At 73.8% G+C, this 16,284-nt stretch carries 15 protein-coding genes; 7 read left to right on the forward strand and 8 right to left on the reverse strand.

The annotated features are described in order from the left end of the window. The 4 genes from CLV28_RS07945 to CLV28_RS07960 all read right to left on the reverse strand — a co-directional run bounded on the left by CLV28_RS07945 (nucleotide 1) and on the right by CLV28_RS07960 (nucleotide 4,504). On the reverse strand, nucleotides 1-1,245 hold the full coding sequence (locus tag CLV28_RS07945; protein WP_100422768.1) for a thiolase family protein: 1,245 nt from the start codon (nucleotides 1,243-1,245) through the stop codon (nucleotides 1-3). Between the two features lie 245 nt (nucleotides 1,246-1,490). Continuing rightward, nucleotides 1,491-2,579: a lipid II:glycine glycyltransferase FemX gene (locus CLV28_RS07950; protein WP_239073078.1), complete on the reverse strand. Its 1,089-nt coding sequence runs from the start codon at nucleotides 2,577-2,579 to the stop codon at nucleotides 1,491-1,493. Between the two features lie 36 nt (nucleotides 2,580-2,615). Next, on the reverse strand, nucleotides 2,616-3,917 hold the full coding sequence (locus CLV28_RS07955; protein ID WP_100422769.1) for an HRDC domain-containing protein: 1,302 nt from the start codon (nucleotides 3,915-3,917) through the stop codon (nucleotides 2,616-2,618). Further along, on the reverse strand, nucleotides 3,914-4,504 hold the full coding sequence (locus CLV28_RS07960; protein ID WP_100423088.1) for a DUF3000 domain-containing protein: 591 nt from the start codon (nucleotides 4,502-4,504) through the stop codon (nucleotides 3,914-3,916). Before CLV28_RS07960 ends, CLV28_RS07955 begins: the two co-directional genes overlap by 4 nt. A gap of 156 nt (nucleotides 4,505-4,660) precedes the next feature. Between CLV28_RS07960 and gndA the strand changes: the two genes are divergently transcribed. After that, nucleotides 4,661-6,097: an NADP-dependent phosphogluconate dehydrogenase gene (gene gndA, locus CLV28_RS07965; protein ID WP_100422770.1), complete on the forward strand. Its 1,437-nt coding sequence runs from the start codon at nucleotides 4,661-4,663 to the stop codon at nucleotides 6,095-6,097. After that, nucleotides 6,094-7,365 carry a carboxylate--amine ligase gene (locus CLV28_RS07970; protein ID WP_239073077.1) on the forward strand — a complete coding sequence of 424 codons (1,272 nt, stop codon included), beginning with the start codon at nucleotides 6,094-6,096 and terminating at the stop codon, nucleotides 7,363-7,365. Before gndA ends, CLV28_RS07970 begins: the two co-directional genes overlap by 4 nt. A 91-nt stretch (nucleotides 7,366-7,456) precedes the next feature. Here CLV28_RS07970 and CLV28_RS07975 read toward each other — a convergent pair whose 3' ends face one another. Then, nucleotides 7,457-7,942, reverse strand: a complete 486-nt coding sequence (locus CLV28_RS07975) for a hypothetical protein (RefSeq protein ID WP_100423090.1) — start codon at nucleotides 7,940-7,942, stop codon at nucleotides 7,457-7,459. Nucleotides 7,943-8,020: 78 nt separating this feature from the next. Here CLV28_RS07975 and CLV28_RS07980 point away from each other — a divergent pair, with 78 nt between their 5' ends. The 5 genes from CLV28_RS07980 to CLV28_RS08000 all read left to right on the forward strand — a co-directional run bounded on the left by CLV28_RS07980 (nucleotide 8,021) and on the right by CLV28_RS08000 (nucleotide 12,645). Next, entirely contained in the window at nucleotides 8,021-8,827 is an 807-nt protein-coding gene (locus CLV28_RS07980) for an SDR family oxidoreductase (RefSeq protein ID WP_157802565.1), read from the forward strand. 67 nt (nucleotides 8,828-8,894) lie between these two features. Continuing rightward, complete coding sequence (zapE, locus tag CLV28_RS07985) at nucleotides 8,895-10,004, forward strand: cell division protein ZapE (RefSeq protein ID WP_100422772.1); 1,110 nt, start codon at nucleotides 8,895-8,897, stop codon at nucleotides 10,002-10,004. 112 nt (nucleotides 10,005-10,116) lie between these two features. Then, entirely contained in the window at nucleotides 10,117-10,980 is an 864-nt protein-coding gene (locus CLV28_RS07990) for an ABC transporter substrate-binding protein (RefSeq protein WP_100422773.1), read from the forward strand. A gap of 19 nt (nucleotides 10,981-10,999) precedes the next feature. Then, complete coding sequence (locus tag CLV28_RS07995) at nucleotides 11,000-11,869, forward strand: amino acid ABC transporter permease (RefSeq protein ID WP_100422774.1); 870 nt, start codon at nucleotides 11,000-11,002, stop codon at nucleotides 11,867-11,869. Continuing rightward, nucleotides 11,866-12,645, forward strand: coding sequence for an amino acid ABC transporter ATP-binding protein (locus tag CLV28_RS08000; RefSeq protein ID WP_100422775.1), 780 nt, complete (start codon nucleotides 11,866-11,868; stop codon nucleotides 12,643-12,645). Before CLV28_RS07995 ends, CLV28_RS08000 begins: the two co-directional genes overlap by 4 nt. Before the next feature lie 67 nt (nucleotides 12,646-12,712). Here CLV28_RS08000 and CLV28_RS08005 read toward each other — a convergent pair whose 3' ends face one another. The 3 genes from CLV28_RS08005 to CLV28_RS08015 form a co-directional block, all read right to left on the reverse strand. After that, on the reverse strand, nucleotides 12,713-13,738 hold the full coding sequence (locus tag CLV28_RS08005; RefSeq protein WP_100422776.1) for a hemolysin family protein: 1,026 nt from the start codon (nucleotides 13,736-13,738) through the stop codon (nucleotides 12,713-12,715). Next, complete coding sequence (locus CLV28_RS08010; RefSeq protein WP_100422777.1) at nucleotides 13,735-15,084, reverse strand: hemolysin family protein; 1,350 nt, start codon at nucleotides 15,082-15,084, stop codon at nucleotides 13,735-13,737. Before CLV28_RS08010 ends, CLV28_RS08005 begins: the two co-directional genes overlap by 4 nt. A 211-nt stretch (nucleotides 15,085-15,295) precedes the next feature. Further along, complete coding sequence (locus tag CLV28_RS08015; protein WP_100423091.1) at nucleotides 15,296-16,207, reverse strand: PPK2 family polyphosphate kinase; 912 nt, start codon at nucleotides 16,205-16,207, stop codon at nucleotides 15,296-15,298. Nucleotides 16,208-16,284 lie beyond the last annotated feature (77 nt).

Genomic DNA, 16,284 nt, shown 5'->3' on the forward strand with positions numbered 1-16,284 from the left:
TCAGTTCTCCCCGTCGGTCGTGGTGGCGCTCGTGTGGCCCGAGTAGTCGGCGTGGTGGGGGTTCTCCCAGATCACGGTGCCGCCCATGCCGAGGCCGACGCACATCGTCGTCAGGCCGTACCGGACCTCGGGGTGCTGCTCGAACTGGCGCGCGAGCTGCGTCATGAGGCGCACGCCCGAGCTCGCGAGGGGGTGCCCCATCGCGATCGCGCCGCCGTAGACGTTGACGCGCTCGTCGTCGTCCGCGATGCCGTAGTGGTCGAGGAAGCTCAGGACCTGGACGGCGAAGGCCTCGTTGATCTCGAACAGGCCGATGTCGTCGATGCTGAGCCCGGCGGTGCGCAGCGCGCGCTCGGTCGCGGGGACCGGGCCGATGCCCATGACCTCGGGCGCGACGCCCGCGTAGGCGAACGCGACCATGCGCATGCGCACGTCGAGCCCGAGCTCCTCGGCGACGTCGCCCGCGGCCACGAGGCACGCGGTCGCGCCGTCCGTCAGGGGCGAGGCGTTGCCCGCGGTGACCTTGCCGCCGGGGCGGAACGGGGTCTTGAGGTTCGCGATGTCGGCGGCCGTGGTGCCGGGGCGGGGGAGCTCGTCGGCGGTGGCCAGCCCCCAGCCCTTCTCGGCCGAGCGGACGGCGATCGGCACGATCGCGGGGTCGATGTCGCCGTTGGCGAGGGCCTTGGCGTACTTGTCCTGGCTCGCGACGCCGTACGCGTCGGTGCGCTCCTTGGTCAGGTGCGGGAACCGGTCGTGCAGGTTCTCGGCGGTCGAGCCCATGACGAGCGCGGAGCCGTCGACGAGCTTCTCGGCCACGAACCGGGGGTTGGGGTCCATGTCCTCACCCATGGGGTGGTGGCCCATGTGCTCGACGCCGCCGGCGATCGCGACGTCCTGCGCGCCGACCATGATCGCCGAGGCGACGTTGGTCACGGCCGTCATGGCGCCCGCGCACATGCGGTCGATCGCGTAGCCGGGCGTGGTGCTGGGCAGGCCCGCGAGCAGCGCGACGCTGCGACCGAGGGTCAGGCCCTGGTCGCCGGTCTGCGTCGTGGCGGCGAGGGCGACCTCGTCGACGCGCTCGGCGGGCAGGGCGGGCTGGCGGCGCAGCAGCTCACGGATGGTCTTGACGGCGAGGTCGTCCGCACGGGTCTCGGCGAACAGACCGTCGGGGCGGGCCTTGCCGAACGGGCTGCGCACCCCTTCGACGAACACGACGTCGCGCACGACGTTCCGGTGGGTCATCACAACTCCTGGGTCGGGACGGCGGTGTCCGGAGCGGCACCGCTCTCACGCTGTACACGATACCGCCGGTATCAGTAAAAGAGAACCGACCGCGCCCGGGGACGACGACGCCCCGGCACCGTGGGGTACCGGGGCGGACGACGGAGGGCCGGCTCAGCGTGCGACGCAGGGTTCGTTCAGCGTGGGACGCAGGGTTGGCTCAGCGTGCGACGCAGGGTTGGCTCAGCGTGCGACGCAGGGTTGGCTCAGCGCGAGCCGCGCAGCTTGCGCACGACCTTCTTCGCGGTCGGCAGCGCGTTGTTCCACGCCGAGTACCACATCGAGAACGGCACGTCGACGCTGCGCACGAGCTCGTCCGAGTGCTGCGCGAAGCTCTTCTTGAACTCGCTGATCCCGTCGTTGAGCAGCCCGTTCATGTCGTAGCGCACCACGCCGGCCGCGCGCGCGACCTCGACCGCGTGCCACTTGACGGGCGCGTTGGCGCGCAGGCGGCGCCCGGCGTCGTCGATGCCGCCGTAGAGCTCGAACGACGTCGACGCGGACTGCACGCACCACACGAACGACACGGGCGCGCCGTCCGCGAACGCCGCGACGAGCACCGAGTGCTCGCCGAGCTCGCGGTGGATCGCGAGGTAGTAGTCGTCGTCGTGCAGCGCGAAGCCCGCGCGGGCCGCGGTCTCCTTGTAGACCTCGAGCACCGCGCGCACCTCGGACTCGTCCTGCACGCGCCGGACCTCGAGGCCGGTGCGCGCGGCCTTGCGGATGTCGTAGCGCGTCGACTTGCCCATGACCTTCGTCAGGTCCTCGGGGCTGCGGGTGAGGTCCAGGATCAGGGTCGAGGGGTACAGGATCGGGTTCGGCGAGGGGCGCGCGCCCTCGAGCTCGAGCGACGAACCCTCGGGCCAGTCGGGCTCGAGCGTGATGCCGACGCCGCCGACGCGGTCCTTGCACCAGGAGACCACGGCCGCCGAGACCTGCGAGCGCAGCGGCTCGGTGCCCACGCCGTACCCGCCACCCCGGTACGCGCCCTCGGGGAGGTCCGCGGGGACGTCGTCCGCGGCGGGGTCGGGGGAGATCACGACCGGGCCGCGCGGCACGTGCGCGAGGGCCTTGAACTGTGCCGGCAGGGACCGCACCAGGACCTGCGCGAGGCCGACCACGACCCCGTCGGGACCCGTGACGCGCAGGCGCCGGGGGGTCCAGGCGCCCGTGGCCTTGACCTCGCCCCAGCCCCAGAGCTGCAGCGGGTGACCGCCCGCGTCGAGGACCATGCGGTCCCACGCGGAGCGGTCGGTGATCTCGTCGACGGTCAGGTTCAGGTTCGGCGCGTGCACGCGGTCGACCCTACCGTGCCGGGTCCCGGGGCCCGCTCACGCCCCCGGGCTCGCCGGTGTCGCCCGCAGGGCCGTGACCAGCGGTTCCACGAGCAGATCGCGCTGCCAGGGGCGCGCGCCGCGCCCCGCGAGGAACGCGTCCACGCCCGCGGCGTCGGCCGGGTCCGGCGGCGTCCAGCACAGCCGCCGCAGGGCGTCGGGCTGCAGCAGGTTCTCGACCGGCGTCGAGCGCTCCTCGCTCACGCGCTGCACGACGTCGCGCGCGGCCTCGAGCCGTGCGGCGGCCCCGGGGTCGCGGTCGGCCCAGGCGCGCGGCGGCGGCGGGGCGTCCGTGCTCGGCCCGCGCGAGGACGGCAGCTCGCTCTCGGGCAGCCGCAGCGCGGCGTCGATCGCGGCCTGCCACTGCGGGGCACGGCGCTTGGTCATCTTGCCCGCGAACTCGCGCAGGGCCGTGAGCTCGGGCACCGTGCGGGGCAGGGCCTTCGCGGCCGCGACGATCGCGCGGTCGGGCAGCACGCGCCCGGGGGCGACGTCGCGGCGGCGTGCGTTCTCGTCGCGCGCGAGCCACAGGCTGCGCACCACGGCGATGCGGCGGCGGTCGCGCAGCACGTGCATGCCGGACGTGCGGCGCCACGGGTCCTGGCGCGGCGGGGGCGGGGGAGCGGTGCGCACCGCCTCGAACTCCTGCGCGGCCCACCCGGCCTTGCCGGCCGCCTCGAGCCGCTCCGCGAGCCGGTCGCGCAGCTCGACGAGCACCTCGACGTCGAGCGCGGCGTACCGCAGCCAGTCCTCGGGCAGCGGGCGCGTCGACCAGTCGACCGCCGAGTGCTCCTTGGCGAGCCCCAGGCCGAGGACCTCGGCGACCACGGCCGCGAGGCCGACCCGCTCCATGCCCAGCAGGCGCGCGGCGAGCTCGGTGTCGAACACGCGCGCGGGGCGCAGGCCGTGCTCGCCGAAGCCCGGGAGGTCCTGCGACGCGGCGTGCAGCACCCACTCGGCGTCGCCCACGGCCTCGCTGAGCGCCGACATGTCCGGCACCCCCACCGGGTCGATCAGCGCCGTCCCGGCCCCCGCGCGCCGCACCTGCACGAGGTACGTCGCCTGGCCGTACCGGTAGCCCGACGCGCGCTCGGCATCGGCCGCGACCGGGCCCGTGCCCGCCGCGAACGCCTCGACCACGCGCGCGAACGCCGCCGGGGTGTCGACGACGCGCGGGATCCCGTCGGCCGGCTCGGTCAGCGGCGTGACGGCGGGCGCCTCGGGCGCGCTCTCGGGCGGGGTCCCGGTCGCGGACCCGGTCGGGTCGCTCGGGACGTCGGGCGTGACGGGCTGGCTCATGACCCCATGGTCTCGCGTCGGGGCCGGAACGCGGACACGCCGTCCGGCAGCGGGGGCAGACCGGCGGCCGCGCACAGGAACGTCGCCCACGCGCTCAGGTGCGGGCCGAGGTCGGGGGACCCGGGCGTCCACGACGTGCGGGCCTCGAGCTCGACGTCCGCGTCGCGTCCCGCGAGCGCGCCGAAGCTCTCGGAGACCACGCGCGTGATCGTGCCGCCCGTCGCGTGCGCGTCGACGCCGTCGAGGGCGTCCTCGAGCCACGTCCAGGCGACCTCGGCGAGCAGCGGGTCGGCGGCCATGTCGGGCTCCATGACGGTCCGCACGAGCGTCACGACGCGGAACGTGCCGTCCCACGCCTCCTGCCCGGCGGGGTCGTGCAGCACGATGAACCGGCCCGAGGCGACCTCGTCGTCCGCGTCGTGGCCGCCGCGGTGCACGCTCGCCTCGAGCGCGACGGCGAACGGCGCGATGCGGCGCGGCGCGGGGATCTCGCGCAGCACGACCTCGGGCCGCAGCCGTGTGCTCCCGATCGCCCGCAGGGCGTCCCTGAAGGCTCCGGGGACGTCGGCGCGTCCGGGCGTGGTCATGCGCAGCACACTACGAGGTGGTGTCCACGATGTGGAGCAACGGCGCGCGGGCAGGGGCTCGGGCCGGGCCGCGTACTAGGGTGAGGTGTGCGGGAGCGCCACCACGGTCGCTGACCCGCTGCGAACTGATCCCCTTCTCAAGGAGCTTCGAAGCGAATGTCTGCACGCGCACAGATCGGTGTCACCGGGCTCGCCGTCATGGGCCGCAACCTCGCCCGCAACTTCGCGCGTCACGGGTACACCGTCGCCGTGCACAACCGTTCCTACGGCAAGACGCAGTCGCTCATCGCCGAGAACGGTGACGACGGGGACTTCGTGCCGTCGGAGTCGATGGAGGACTTCGTCGCGTCGCTCGAGCGCCCGCGCAAGGTCGTCGTCATGGTCAAGGCCGGCGCCGCGACCGACGCCGTGATCGACGAGCTCGTGCCGCTGCTCGAGGAGGGCGACATCGTCGTCGACGCCGGCAACGCGCACTTCCCCGACACGATCCGCCGCGAGAACGCGCTGCGCGAGAAGGGCCTGCACTTCGTCGGCACGGGCGTCTCGGGCGGCGAGGAGGGCGCGCTCAACGGCCCGTCGATCATGCCGGGCGGCACCGCGGAGTCGTACGAGAGCCTCGGCCCGATCCTCGAGGACATCTCGGCCAAGGTCGACGGCGTGCCGTGCTGCACCTACGTCGGGCCGGACGGCGCCGGGCACTTCGTCAAGATGGTGCACAACGGCATCGAGTACGCCGACATGCAGCTCATCGCCGAGGCCTACGACCTGCTCAAGCAGGGGCTCGGCGCGTCGGCCGCGGAGATCGGCCAGATCTTCGCCGAGTGGAACACGGGCGACCTCGAGTCGTTCCTCATCGAGATCACCGCCGACGTGCTGCAGCACGTCGACGCGGAAACCGGCTCGGCGTTCGTCGACGTCGTGCTCGACCAGGCCGAGCAGAAGGGCACGGGCCGCTGGACCGTGCAGAACGGCCTCGACCTGGGCGTGCCGATCACGGGCATCGCCGAGGCGACGTTCGCGCGCGCGCTCTCGGGCTCGGTCCCGCAGCGCGAGGCGGGCCGCGCGGCCCTGCCCGCGGACGCGGGCACCTGGGCCGTCGAGGACCGCGACGCGTTCGTCGAGGACGTGCGCCTCGCACTGTTCGCGTCGAAGGTCGTCGCGTACTCGCAGGGCTTCGACCAGATCGCCGCCGCCTCGGCCGAGAACGGCTGGGACATCGACCGCGGCGCCATGGCCCGCATCTGGCGCGGCGGCTGCATCATCCGTGCCCGGTTCCTCAACCGCATCACCGAGGCGTACGAGCGCGACGCGGAGCTCCCGCTGCTGCTCGCCGACGAGTACTTCACCGGTGCGGTCGGCAACGGCCTCGCCGCGTGGCGCCGGATCGTGTCGCAGGCCGCCCTCAACGGCGTGCCCGTGCCCGCGTTCGCGTCGTCGCTGTCGTACTACGACGGCGTGCGCGCCGAGCGTCTGCCCGCCGCGCTGATCCAGGCGCAGCGCGACTTCTTCGGGGCGCACACCTACAAGCGCGTCGACCGCGAGGGCACGTTCCACACCGAGTGGTCGCTCGACCGCTCCGAGTCGCAGGCGTGAGCGCGCCCGCACCGACGGCGACGAACCTGCTGCCGGTCGCGGTCGGCGGCGACATCGGCTCGTACGCGATGCTCCGCGCGTTCCACGAGCGCTACGGGTGCGACGCGGTCGTGGTCGCGAGCGTCGTCACGCGCGCGATGGCCGACTCGTCGTTCGTGCGCGTCGTCGTCGAGCCGAAGGTCGACGAGCCCGAGGCCATGGTCGCCGCGCTCGAGCGGGTCGCCGCGCAGCACCCGGACCGCACGCTCGTGCTGCTCACGAACGCCGACTGGTACGTGCGATCGGTCATCGAGCACCGCGAGCGCCTGGAGGCGGCCGGCTACCTGCTGCCGTACTGCTCGCTCGACGTGCTCGAGAAGGTCTCGTCCAAGGAGGGCTTCGCCGAGATCTGCGACCGCCTGGGCATCCCGACGCCGCGCACCGTCGCGGTCGACGTGCCCGCCCTGGTCGCGGCCGGGGGGCGGACGGCGGTCCCGACGTTCCCGGTCGACCTCGAGTTCCCGATCGTGGGCAAGCCGTCGTCGTCGGCGGACTACTACTACGTGTCGTTCCCGGGCAAGAAGAAGATCCACCACATCGACACGCGCGCGGAGCTCGACGAGCTCCTCGGGCACCTCGTCGACGCGGGGTACGCCGGGACGTTCCTGCTGCAGGAGTTCATCCCCGGGGACGAGACGCAGATGCGCTCGCTGACCGCCTACCGGGACCGTGCGGGGCACATCACCCTGCTCGCGACGGGTCGGGTGCTGCTCGAGGAGCACACGCCCGGCACGCTCGGGATCCCCGCGGCGATCCTGGTCGAGCCGTACGAGGACGCGATGGACGCCGCGACCCGGTTCCTCGACGAGGCCGGGTACGTGGGGTTCGCCAACTTCGACTACAAGCTCGACCCGCGCACGGGTCGGCACGTGTACTTCGAGATGAACCCGCGTGTGGGCCGGAACAACTACTACGTGACCGGCTCGGGGGCGAACGTCGCCGAGGCGATCGTCGAGGACCACGTGCACGACCGGGCGGGGGAGGTCGCGCGCTCGCAGCGCGAGGTCCTGTACTCGGTGGTGCCGTTCGGGCTGCTGCAGAAGTACGTGCTCGACGACGCCCTGCGGGCACGGCTCGTGGCCGCGAAGAAGCGCGGGGACGTCGTCCACCCGCTCAAGTACGGCGCGGACGCGGGCATCAAGCGTCGGCTCGTGGTCGAGGCCGTGACGCAGAACTACCGGCGCAAGTACGCGCAGTACTACCCGAAGCCCACGAGCTCGGGGTACTGACCCTCAGGGTCCGACGACGAGAGCCCCGGGGCGCCCACCGTGCGGTGGGTGCCCCGGGGCTCTCGTGGTTCCCGGGCGGGTTCGTCCGGGCTCAGCCGAGCTCGGACGTGCCGAGGTAGATGTGCAGCACCGGCACCTGCAGGCTCTCGCGCGCCTTCGACGCCCAGTCGGTGTGGAACGTGTCCTCGACCGCGTGCGGGTACGTCAGCACCACGATCTCGCGCGCCTCGCCGGCCTCGACGATCGCGCGCACGGCCGGCAGCGGGTCGTCCTCGGTGACCTCGCCGACGACGTCGACGCCCGCGTCCGCGAGCGCCTGCACCGTCGTCGCGAGCTGCTCGCCCGCGGTCTGCCGGGCGACCACGGGGTCGGGCTCCTTGCCGATCATCGCGTCCCACGCCTCGCGCAGGTAGCCCAGGCTCAGGTAGTCGATGAACGACTCCACGAGGTTGTGCTCGGTGTCGGCGGGCACCAGCACCCGGTAGCGCACGTCGTCGTCCGTGTGCAACGACGTCACGTGCTCGACGTCCGAGGCGGACAGGGCATCTTCGGCAAGAACCAGGATCGTGTCGGTCACGGGACCCACCGTAGTCGGCGCGACGACGCAGCGTCGCCCCGCCGACGCGTGTCACACCGCGACACCTAGGCTGGTGGCGTGACCGCCACGTCGTCCGGTGCCGTGCCCGGCGAGCCACCAGCCCCTCGCACGGTCGCGCCCGGCGCCTCCGCACCTGCCGACGCCGATGCCCCCGAGGCCGACGCTCCTGACGCCGGTGCACCTACTGCCGGTGCACCTGCTGCCGGTGCCGCCGACCGTCGGGGCGTCGTCGTGCTCGGTGCCACGGGTCTCGTGGGCGGTGCGGTCGCCCGCGCGCTGCGGGCCGACGGCGTGCCCGTCCTCGCGGCGGGGCGCGACCAGGACCGGCTCGCCGCGCTCGCCCACGAGGGCTGCGCGACCACGCGGCTGGGCGAGCCCGCGCTCCTGGGGCAGGACGTCGCACGGTTCGCCGCGACGCACGGCGTCCAGGGCGTCGTGGCCGCGATCGGCGGCTGGTGGATCGGCGACCGGCTCCTCGACCTCGACCCCACCACCTGGGAGGCGATGCTCGCGAGCCACCTCACCGCGCACCTCGACGCGGCCCGCACGCTCGCACCGCACCTGCCGCCCGGCGCCGCGTGGGTCGTGCTCAACGGCGCCGCGTCGTCCGAGCCCATGGCGCACTCGGGACCGGTGTCCGTGACGGGGGCCGGGCTGCACATGCTCGTCGAGGTGCTGCGCGCCGAGGAACCCCCGGGCGGGACCCGGTTCCACGAGGTCGTCGTCGACCACGCGATCGCGGGGGACGACCGCAACCTCGACCCCGCGGTCGAGGTGCCGCTCGACGCCGTCGTGGCCACGGTGCTCGCACGCCTGCCGCACGACGCCGCACCCGGCGTCGTGCACGTGCCCGCGCGGGCGTGAGGTAGGCGGGCGTGAGGTGGGCGACGTCACAGCGTCCCACCCACGGCCGGGCGTAGGCTTGAACGTTGTGACCAGCGCACCTTCGCAGACCCCCCGCACGTCCTCCACGACGGCACCGCCCGCCACCGGGGGCGCCGGTCTGCGCGCGCTCGCCAGCATCCGCCCCGTCGTGGCCCCCGAGCGACTGCTCGCCGACCTCGTGCCCCCGCGGCACTTCGACGACGCGCGCTTCGCGACGTACCGGGCCAGCGCCGACCACCCGAGCCAGGCCGCGACGGTCGCCCGCCTCGAGCAGGTCGCGGCCGAGCTCGTCCGCCCCCGCCGCGGCGGGCTGTTCTCGCGCCGCAGGACGGCCGCACCCGCGGTGTACCTCGACGGCGGCTTCGGCGTCGGCAAGACCCACCTGCTCACGTCCCTCGCGCACGCCGTCGGACTCGAACGCTCCGCCTACGGGACCTTCGTCGAGTACACCAACCTCGTCGGAGCGCTCGGGTTCGCCCCCACGGTCGAGGCCCTCGCGACCCGGACGCTCGTGTGTATCGACGAGTTCGAGCTCGACGACCCCGGCGACACCGTGCTCATGTCGCGGCTGCTGCGCGAGCTCGCCGACCGCGGCGTGGCGCTCGCGGCCACGTCCAACACGCTGCCCGACGCGCTCGGCGAGGGGCGGTTCGCCGCCGAGGACTTCCTGCGCGAGATCCAGGCGATGGCCGCCCGCTTCGAGGTCATGCGGGTCGACGGCGAGGACTACCGGCACCGGGCCGTGGTCACCCACGCCGAGCCCGTGGGCGGCGACACGATCGCCGCGACGGTCGCCCGCACGCCCGGCGCGACGTTCGACGCGTTCGACGACGTCCTCGCGCACCTGGCGACCGTGCACCCCAGCCGCTACGGCGCGATGCTCGACGACGTCCCGCTCGTGGGACTCACGGGCGTGCGCCCCGTGACCGAGCAGTCCGCCGCGCTGCGGCTCGTCGTGCTCGTCGACCGGCTCTACGACCGCGACATTCCCGTGCTGCTCGGCCGCGACGACCCGGCGCAGGGCGGCACCGACGTGCCCGCGCTGTTCACCGACGCGATGCTGCGCGGCGGCTACCGCAAGAAGTACTACCGCGCGCTGTCGCGGCTCGGCTCCCTCGCGGAGGACGGCCGCGCGGTCGTCGCCCGCCAGGGCTGAGACGGGACCGGCGCCGGCCCGACGCACGACCGAGTTCCCACGACGCAGCACCCACGACGCAGCACCCACGACGCAGCACCCCCGACGCAGCACCGACCCGAAAGGCCGACCCTTGCGCCTGCACCGCACCCGCACCGCCGCCCTCCTCCTGCCCGTGCTCGCCCTCGCGCTCGCTGGCTGCTCGGACGACGACGGCACCGCGGCCGACGACGCCACGGCGGGCGCGGCGTCCGACACCTGCACGCCCGACGCGCTCGAGACCCTCACCGCGGGCACGCTCACGGTCGGCGCGAGCGACCCGTTCGAGCCGTGGTACGTGGGCGAGCCGAGCAGCGGCGAGGGCTTCGAGTCCGCCCTCGTGTACGCGGTCGCCGACGAGCTGGGCTTCGCCGAGGACGACGTCGAGTGGACCTCGGTCACGTTCGAGCAGATCGTCAGCCCCGCCATCAAGCCGTTCGACCTCGCGGCCTACCAGACCACCATCACGGACGAGCGTCGCGCCGCGGTCGACTTCTCGAGCCCCTACCTGACCACGCGCCAGGGCGTCATCGTGGCGGACGACGGGCAGTACGCGGGCGCGACGACGCTCGCCGCGCTCGAGGGCGCCAAGGTCGGCGTGACCGCCTCGCAGACCTCGCTCGACGCGGCCGAGGCCGCCTGGGGCGACGCGGTCGAGGTCGTGCCGTTCAACGGGGCGGGCGACGGCATGACCGCGCTCACGTCGGGCACCATCGACGCGATGGTCATGGACGTCGACCAGGGAGTCGCTGCCTCGACCGTGTACTTCCCGGACACCGCCGTGATCGGCACGCTGCCCGCGGTCGGGGACCCCGAGCAGCTCGGTCTCGTGCTCGACAAGGACTCGGCGCTCACCGCGTGCGTGAGCGACGCGGTCGACACGCTGCGCGAGGACGGCACGCTCGACGAGCTGCGCGCGACGTGGCTCGACTCGGACGACATCGCCGACCTGACCTGAGCGCGCGCGGGGGACTGACGTGAGCGAGACCGAACCGTCCGAGCGCGCCCGCGCGCGCACGGCGTTCCGGCGCGCCCAGCACCGGCGCGCACTGCTCGTCGCGGGCGTCGCGACGGCGATCGTCCTCGCTCTGGTCGCGTGGGTCGTGACGACCGCCCCCGGCTGGGACCGCGCTCGCGAGGCGTTCTTCTCGCCCGAGCGTGCCGTCGAGGTGCTGCCCGAGGTCGCCGCCGGGCTGTGGCTCAACCTGCGGGTATGGCTCGTGGCGAGCGTCGTCGGCCTCGTGCTCGGCCTGCTGCTCGCGGTCGTGCGCACCTCGCGCATCCCCGCGCTGTTCCCCCTGCGGATGCTCGCGATCGCGTACGTCGACGTGTTCCGCGGCGTCCCGCTGCTGCTCACGCTCCTGCTCGTCGGGTTCGGCCTGCCCGCGCTGCGCCTGACCTGGCTGCCCGTGAGCGCCGCGTTCCTCGGCGGGCTCGCGATCGTCCTCACCTACACCGCGTACCTCGCGGAGATCTTCCGGGCCGGCATCGAGTCGGTGCACCCGTCGCAGGTCGCCGCGGCCCGGTCGCTCGGCCTGAGCCGCGGTCGTGCGGTGCGGCACGTCGTGCTGCCCCAGGCGGTGCGCAACGTGACCGCGCCCGTGGCGAGCATGCTCGTGTCGCTGCAGAAGGACTCGGGCCTCATCTCGATCCTGGGCGCGGTCGACGCGATCCGCGCCGCGCAGATCGCGACCACGGGCGACTACAACTTCACGCCCTACGTCGTCGCGGGCCTGCTGTTCCTGCTGATCTCGATCCCGCTGACCCGGCTCGTGGACGCGTGGTCCGCCCGCCACGGGTGGCGCGGAGGCCTGAGCACCGTCTCGGGCGCGGGAGGCCTGCGATGAGCGGGACCGGCGCGCCGCTGCTGTCGCTGCGCGGCGTGCGCAAGAGCTTCGGCGGCACGCGTCGCCGCGGCGCGCGTGGTGGGGTGGCCCACCTCGTGCTCGACGGCGTCGACCTCGACCTCGCGCCGCACTCGTGCACCGTGCTCGTGGGCGCCTCGGGCTCGGGCAAGTCGACGCTGCTGCGCGTCGTCGACCTGCTCGAGGACGTCGACGACGGGCAGATCCTGCTCGACGGCGTCGACGTCGCCGACCCGTGGGTCGACGCCGACGCGGTCCGGGCGCGACTCGCGCTCGTGTTCCAGCAGTACAACCTGTTCCCGCACCTGCGGGTCATGGACAACCTGACGCTCGCGCCGCGCGTGGTGCACGGTCGCCCGCGCGACGAGGCCGAGGCGGCCGCCGAGGCGATGCTCGCCAAGGTCGGCCTCGCGCACAAGGCCCGTGCCTACCCCGACCAGCTCTCGGGCGGCGAGCAGCAGCGCGTCGCCATCGCGCGCGCCCTCGTGGGCGACCCCGAGGTGCTGCTGCTCGACGAGGTCACCTCGGCCCTCGACCCGGCGCTCGTGGGCGAGGTGCTCGACCTCCTGCTCGACCTGCGCACCGAAGGCACGACGATGCTCGTCGCCACGCACGAGATGGGCTTCGCGCGGGACGTCGCCGACGAGGTCGTGTTCCTGCACGAAGGGCGCGTGCACGAGCGCGGCACCCCCGCGCAGGTGCTCGACGACCCGCAGCGGGCCGCGACGCGCGAGTTCCTGCGGCGGCTGCACCGCTGAGCTCGGCGGACCCGCAGGGCTGGAGGGATCACTGACGCCGGTGGCCCGGCGGGTCCGCGCCCGCCCGTCAGTCCGTCCCGCGCGTGCCCGCGGCCCCCGGGAGCACCCGCTCGGCCACGTCGGTGAGCGTGACGACGCCCCGGGACTCGCCCTGCTCCTCGACGACGGCCAGCTGCACGGCGTCCGTCCGCATGCGGCGCAGCAGAGCGTCGACGGTCGTCGACGCGTCCACCACGAGCGCGGGCCGCGCGTACCGGGCCACGGGCTCCGCGCCGTCCGCCACGAGCGTGTCGCGCACGTGCACGACCAGGGAGAGCCGACCCGCGGCGTCTGCCAGGAGCACCCGCAGGTGGCCGGAACCGAGGGCGGCCGCGTGCACGTCGGCGACCGTGGCGTCCTGGGGGACCGCCGACGGGGCCGTCGAGCGTGACGCGATCTGGCCGACCGTGAGCGTCTGCAGCTCGAGGACCTGCGTGATCTGGGTGCGCAGCGCGGGCTCGAGGACCCCGACCTGCGCGGAGTGCTCGACGAGGGTGCGGATCGTGTCCGCGTCGCGCCCGCCCACGGCCGCGCTCTCGACCGGTTCGACGCCCGTGCGGGCGACGAGCCGGTTCGCGATCCGGTTGACCCACGTGAGGAACGGGCGCAGCGGGAGGACGAACGCCCGCGCCGGCGCACCGACGATCGTCGCGGCGCGCTCGGGATGCGCGATCGCCCACGACTTGGGGGCCATCTCACCGATCACGAGGTGCAGGAACGTGACGAGCAGCAGCGACAGCGCGAACGCCGAACCGCCCGCGAGCCACTCGGGCAGCCCCCACGACTCGAGCACGGGGCCGAGCCAGGCGTCGACCGCGGGCTTGGTGACGGCACCGAGCGCGAACGTGCAGACCGTGATGCCGAGCTGCGCGCCCGCGAGCATGATCGTCAGCTCGTTCATGCCGCGCAGGGCGGCCCGCGCGCCACGGCTGTGCTGCGCCTGCTCCTCAAGACGGTGGCGCCTCGCCCCGAGCAGCGCGAACTCGACGACCACGAAGAACGCGCTCAGCGCGATGAGCGCGACGGTGATCAGGGTGACGGTCCAGGCGTTCATCGGTCCTCCTCCTGGAGCCGCACGCGCAGCTCGCTCGGCACGTGCCGCTCGACACGCACGACCTCGACGTCGAGCGTCGGTCGGGGAGTGCCGTCGACGAGCTCCGCGCCCTCGGCGGGCAGGGCGATCGTGAGCGTGACCCCGACGTCCGGCAGACCGCCGTGCTCCGCGACGACGAGCCCCGCGAGGGTCTCGTGGTCGCCGTGCGGCAGGTCGCGCCCGATGGCCCGCTCGACCTCGTCGACGGGCAGGTCGCCGGACATGACCCACGCGCCGTCGTCGTCACGCGCCACGCCGGCGGGCGCGACGGCGTCGTGCTCGTCGCGCACGTCGCCGAGGAGCTCCTCGGCGAGGTCCTCGATCGTCACGATGCCCGTGAACCCGCCGTACTCGTCGATCACGCAGGCGAGCTCGTGGCCCGTGCGGGTGAGCTGCTCGAGCAGGTGCGGCAGCGCCATGACCGTCGGGACCACGAGCGGCTCGCGCATGATCGCCGTCACCGGGCGCGCGTCGTCGGGAGCGGTCGCGAGCACCGCGCCGAGCTCGACGACGCCGACCGGCTCGTCCCGCACCCCGAGCACCGGGTAGCGGGTGTGGCCGTGCGCCATCCGGGTGCGCACCTGCGCGACCGTGGTCGCGGGCGTCACGACGTCGACCTGCAGGCGCGGCAGCATCGCGTGCTCGACGTCCCGGTCGGGGAAGTCGAGGACGCGGTCGAGCAGCAGCGAGAGGTCGTCGGACAGGTCGCCGCTGGCACGCGAGTCGTCGATGATCCGCTCGAGGTCCTGGGCGGTGGCGCTGCTGTCGACGTCGTGCACGGGCTCGACGCGCAGGAGGCGGAGCACCGCGTTCGACGACGCGTCGAACAACGTGACGAGCCACCCGAAGGCGGCGAGGTAGATCAGCGTCGAACGGGCCAGGGCGCGTGCCAGGGGATCGGGGTCGGCGATCGCGAGGTTCTTCGGGAACAGCTCGCCGAAGATCATCTGCGTCACGGTCGCCAGCACGAGGGCGGCCACGGTCCCGACGGCGAGGCTCGTGGCGGTCGCGACGCCCGCGCCGCCGAGCATCTGGGCGAACGCCTCGCCGATGAACGGTTCGGCGACGTAGCCGACCATCAGGCCGGTCACCGTGATGCCGAGCTGGGCGCCCGAGAGCATGAACGACGTGCGGCGTGTCACGGCGAGCGCCCGTCGCGCCGACGCGTCGCCCTTGTCCGCCCGCGTCCGCAGCGCCGCGCGGTCCACGGACATGTACGCGAACTCCTGGGCGACGAAGTACCCGTTCGCGGCGATGATGACGGCCGTGAGCGCCAGACCGGCCAGGAGCAGCAGCACGGCGCTCATCGAGGGCTCACCGCCGGGGTGCGCGTGCGGGCGTGCGCGCGGTCGTCGCGACGTGCGGCACGCGGGGCCGGACTATGGCTGGGGTCGTCGGTCGAGGCGTCGGGCAGGGTGGTGTCCACGTGGGTCCAACGACGTGCCGGCCGCGGAGGTTCCCGGGCCGTGCCCGCGGGAACGGGCACGGCGCCGGGCGGGCGGACGGCGCGGGCCGGGCTCAGGCCTGCGCGAGCAGCCGCTTCTGCTCCTCGACGTCGAACGTCGCGGGCGGCCAGCCCAGGTCGAGGTCGCGGAACGCGTCGAGCAGCAGCTGGGTGATCGTCAGTCGTGCGTACCACTTGTGGTCCGCCGGGATCACGTGCCACGGCGCGACGTCGGTCGAGGTGTGGTCGAGCACCGCCTGGTACGCCTCCTGGTACTCGGGCCAGCGGGCTCGTGCCGCGAGGTCGCTCGGGTCGAACTTCCAGTGCTTGTCGGGGCGCTCGAGGCGTTCGCCCAGGCGCGCCTTCTGCTCGTCGAGCGACACGAACAGCGCGACCTTGACGATCGTGGTCCCCGCCGCGACGAGCTCGGCCTCGAACGCGTTGATCTCGTCGTAGCGGGCCTCGACGACGTCCGCGGGCACGAGCGCGTCGACCTTCGCGATGAGCACGTCCTCGTAGTGCGAGCGGTCGAACACCCCGAGGCGTCCGGCGCGCGGGAGCTCCTTGCGGATGCGCCACAGGAAGTCGTGCGCGAGCTCCTCGGGTGTCGGGGCCCCGAACGACGAGTGGTCGACGCCCTGCGGGTCGACCATGCCGACGACGTGCCGCACGATCCCGCCCTTGCCCGCGGTGTCCATGCCCTGCAGCACGAGCAGCACCGAGCGTGACCCGCCCGTGCGCCCCTCGGCGAACAGTCGCTCCTGGAGCTCGGAGAGCTCCTCGCCGCGGCGCAGCAGCTCGTGCTCGGCGGCCTTCTTGCCGTGCGACCAGCCGGGCGTCGCGCCCCGGTCGAAGTGCTCCAGGTCGACCCCGTCGGCGCGCAGCGCCTCGCGCGGCGGGACCTCGAACCGGGGGTGCTCCGTGCTCGACGACTTCTTCTTCGAGTGCTTCTTCTTCGACGACTTCTTCGACGACTTCGTGGACATCGCCCGAGAGTAGCCCGTGCGCACGCTCGCGTGCGGGAGCGCGCGGGGCGAGGGTTCGTGCGTGTGGCGCGTCCGTA

Origin of the sequence: Sediminihabitans luteus (assembly GCF_002797595.1) — a bacterium.
GTDB lineage: Bacteria > Actinomycetota > Actinomycetes > Actinomycetales > Cellulomonadaceae > Paraoerskovia > Paraoerskovia lutea.

Bases quoted from the DNA above. Each gene is read 5' to 3' on its own strand.
- CLV28_RS08005 (WP_100422776.1), bottom strand. From the start codon at position 13,738: ATGAACGCCTGGACCGTCACCCTGATCACCGTCGCGCTCATCGCGCTG.
- CLV28_RS07960 (WP_100423088.1), bottom strand. From the start codon at position 4,504: ATGACCACGCCCGGACGCGCCGACGTCCCCGGAGCCTTCAGGGACGCC.
- CLV28_RS07955 (WP_100422769.1), bottom strand. From the start codon at position 3,917: ATGAGCCAGCCCGTCACGCCCGACGTCCCGAGCGACCCGACCGGGTCC.
- CLV28_RS08000 (WP_100422775.1), top strand. From the start codon at position 11,866: ATGAGCGGGACCGGCGCGCCGCTGCTGTCGCTGCGCGGCGTGCGCAAG.
- gndA (WP_100422770.1), top strand. From the start codon at position 4,661: ATGTCTGCACGCGCACAGATCGGTGTCACCGGGCTCGCCGTCATGGGC.
- CLV28_RS07945 (WP_100422768.1), bottom strand. From the start codon at position 1,245: ATGACCCACCGGAACGTCGTGCGCGACGTCGTGTTCGTCGAAGGGGTG.
- CLV28_RS08015 (WP_100423091.1), bottom strand. From the start codon at position 16,207: ATGTCCACGAAGTCGTCGAAGAAGTCGTCGAAGAAGAAGCACTCGAAG.
- CLV28_RS08010 (WP_100422777.1), bottom strand. From the start codon at position 15,084: ATGAGCGCCGTGCTGCTGCTCCTGGCCGGTCTGGCGCTCACGGCCGTC.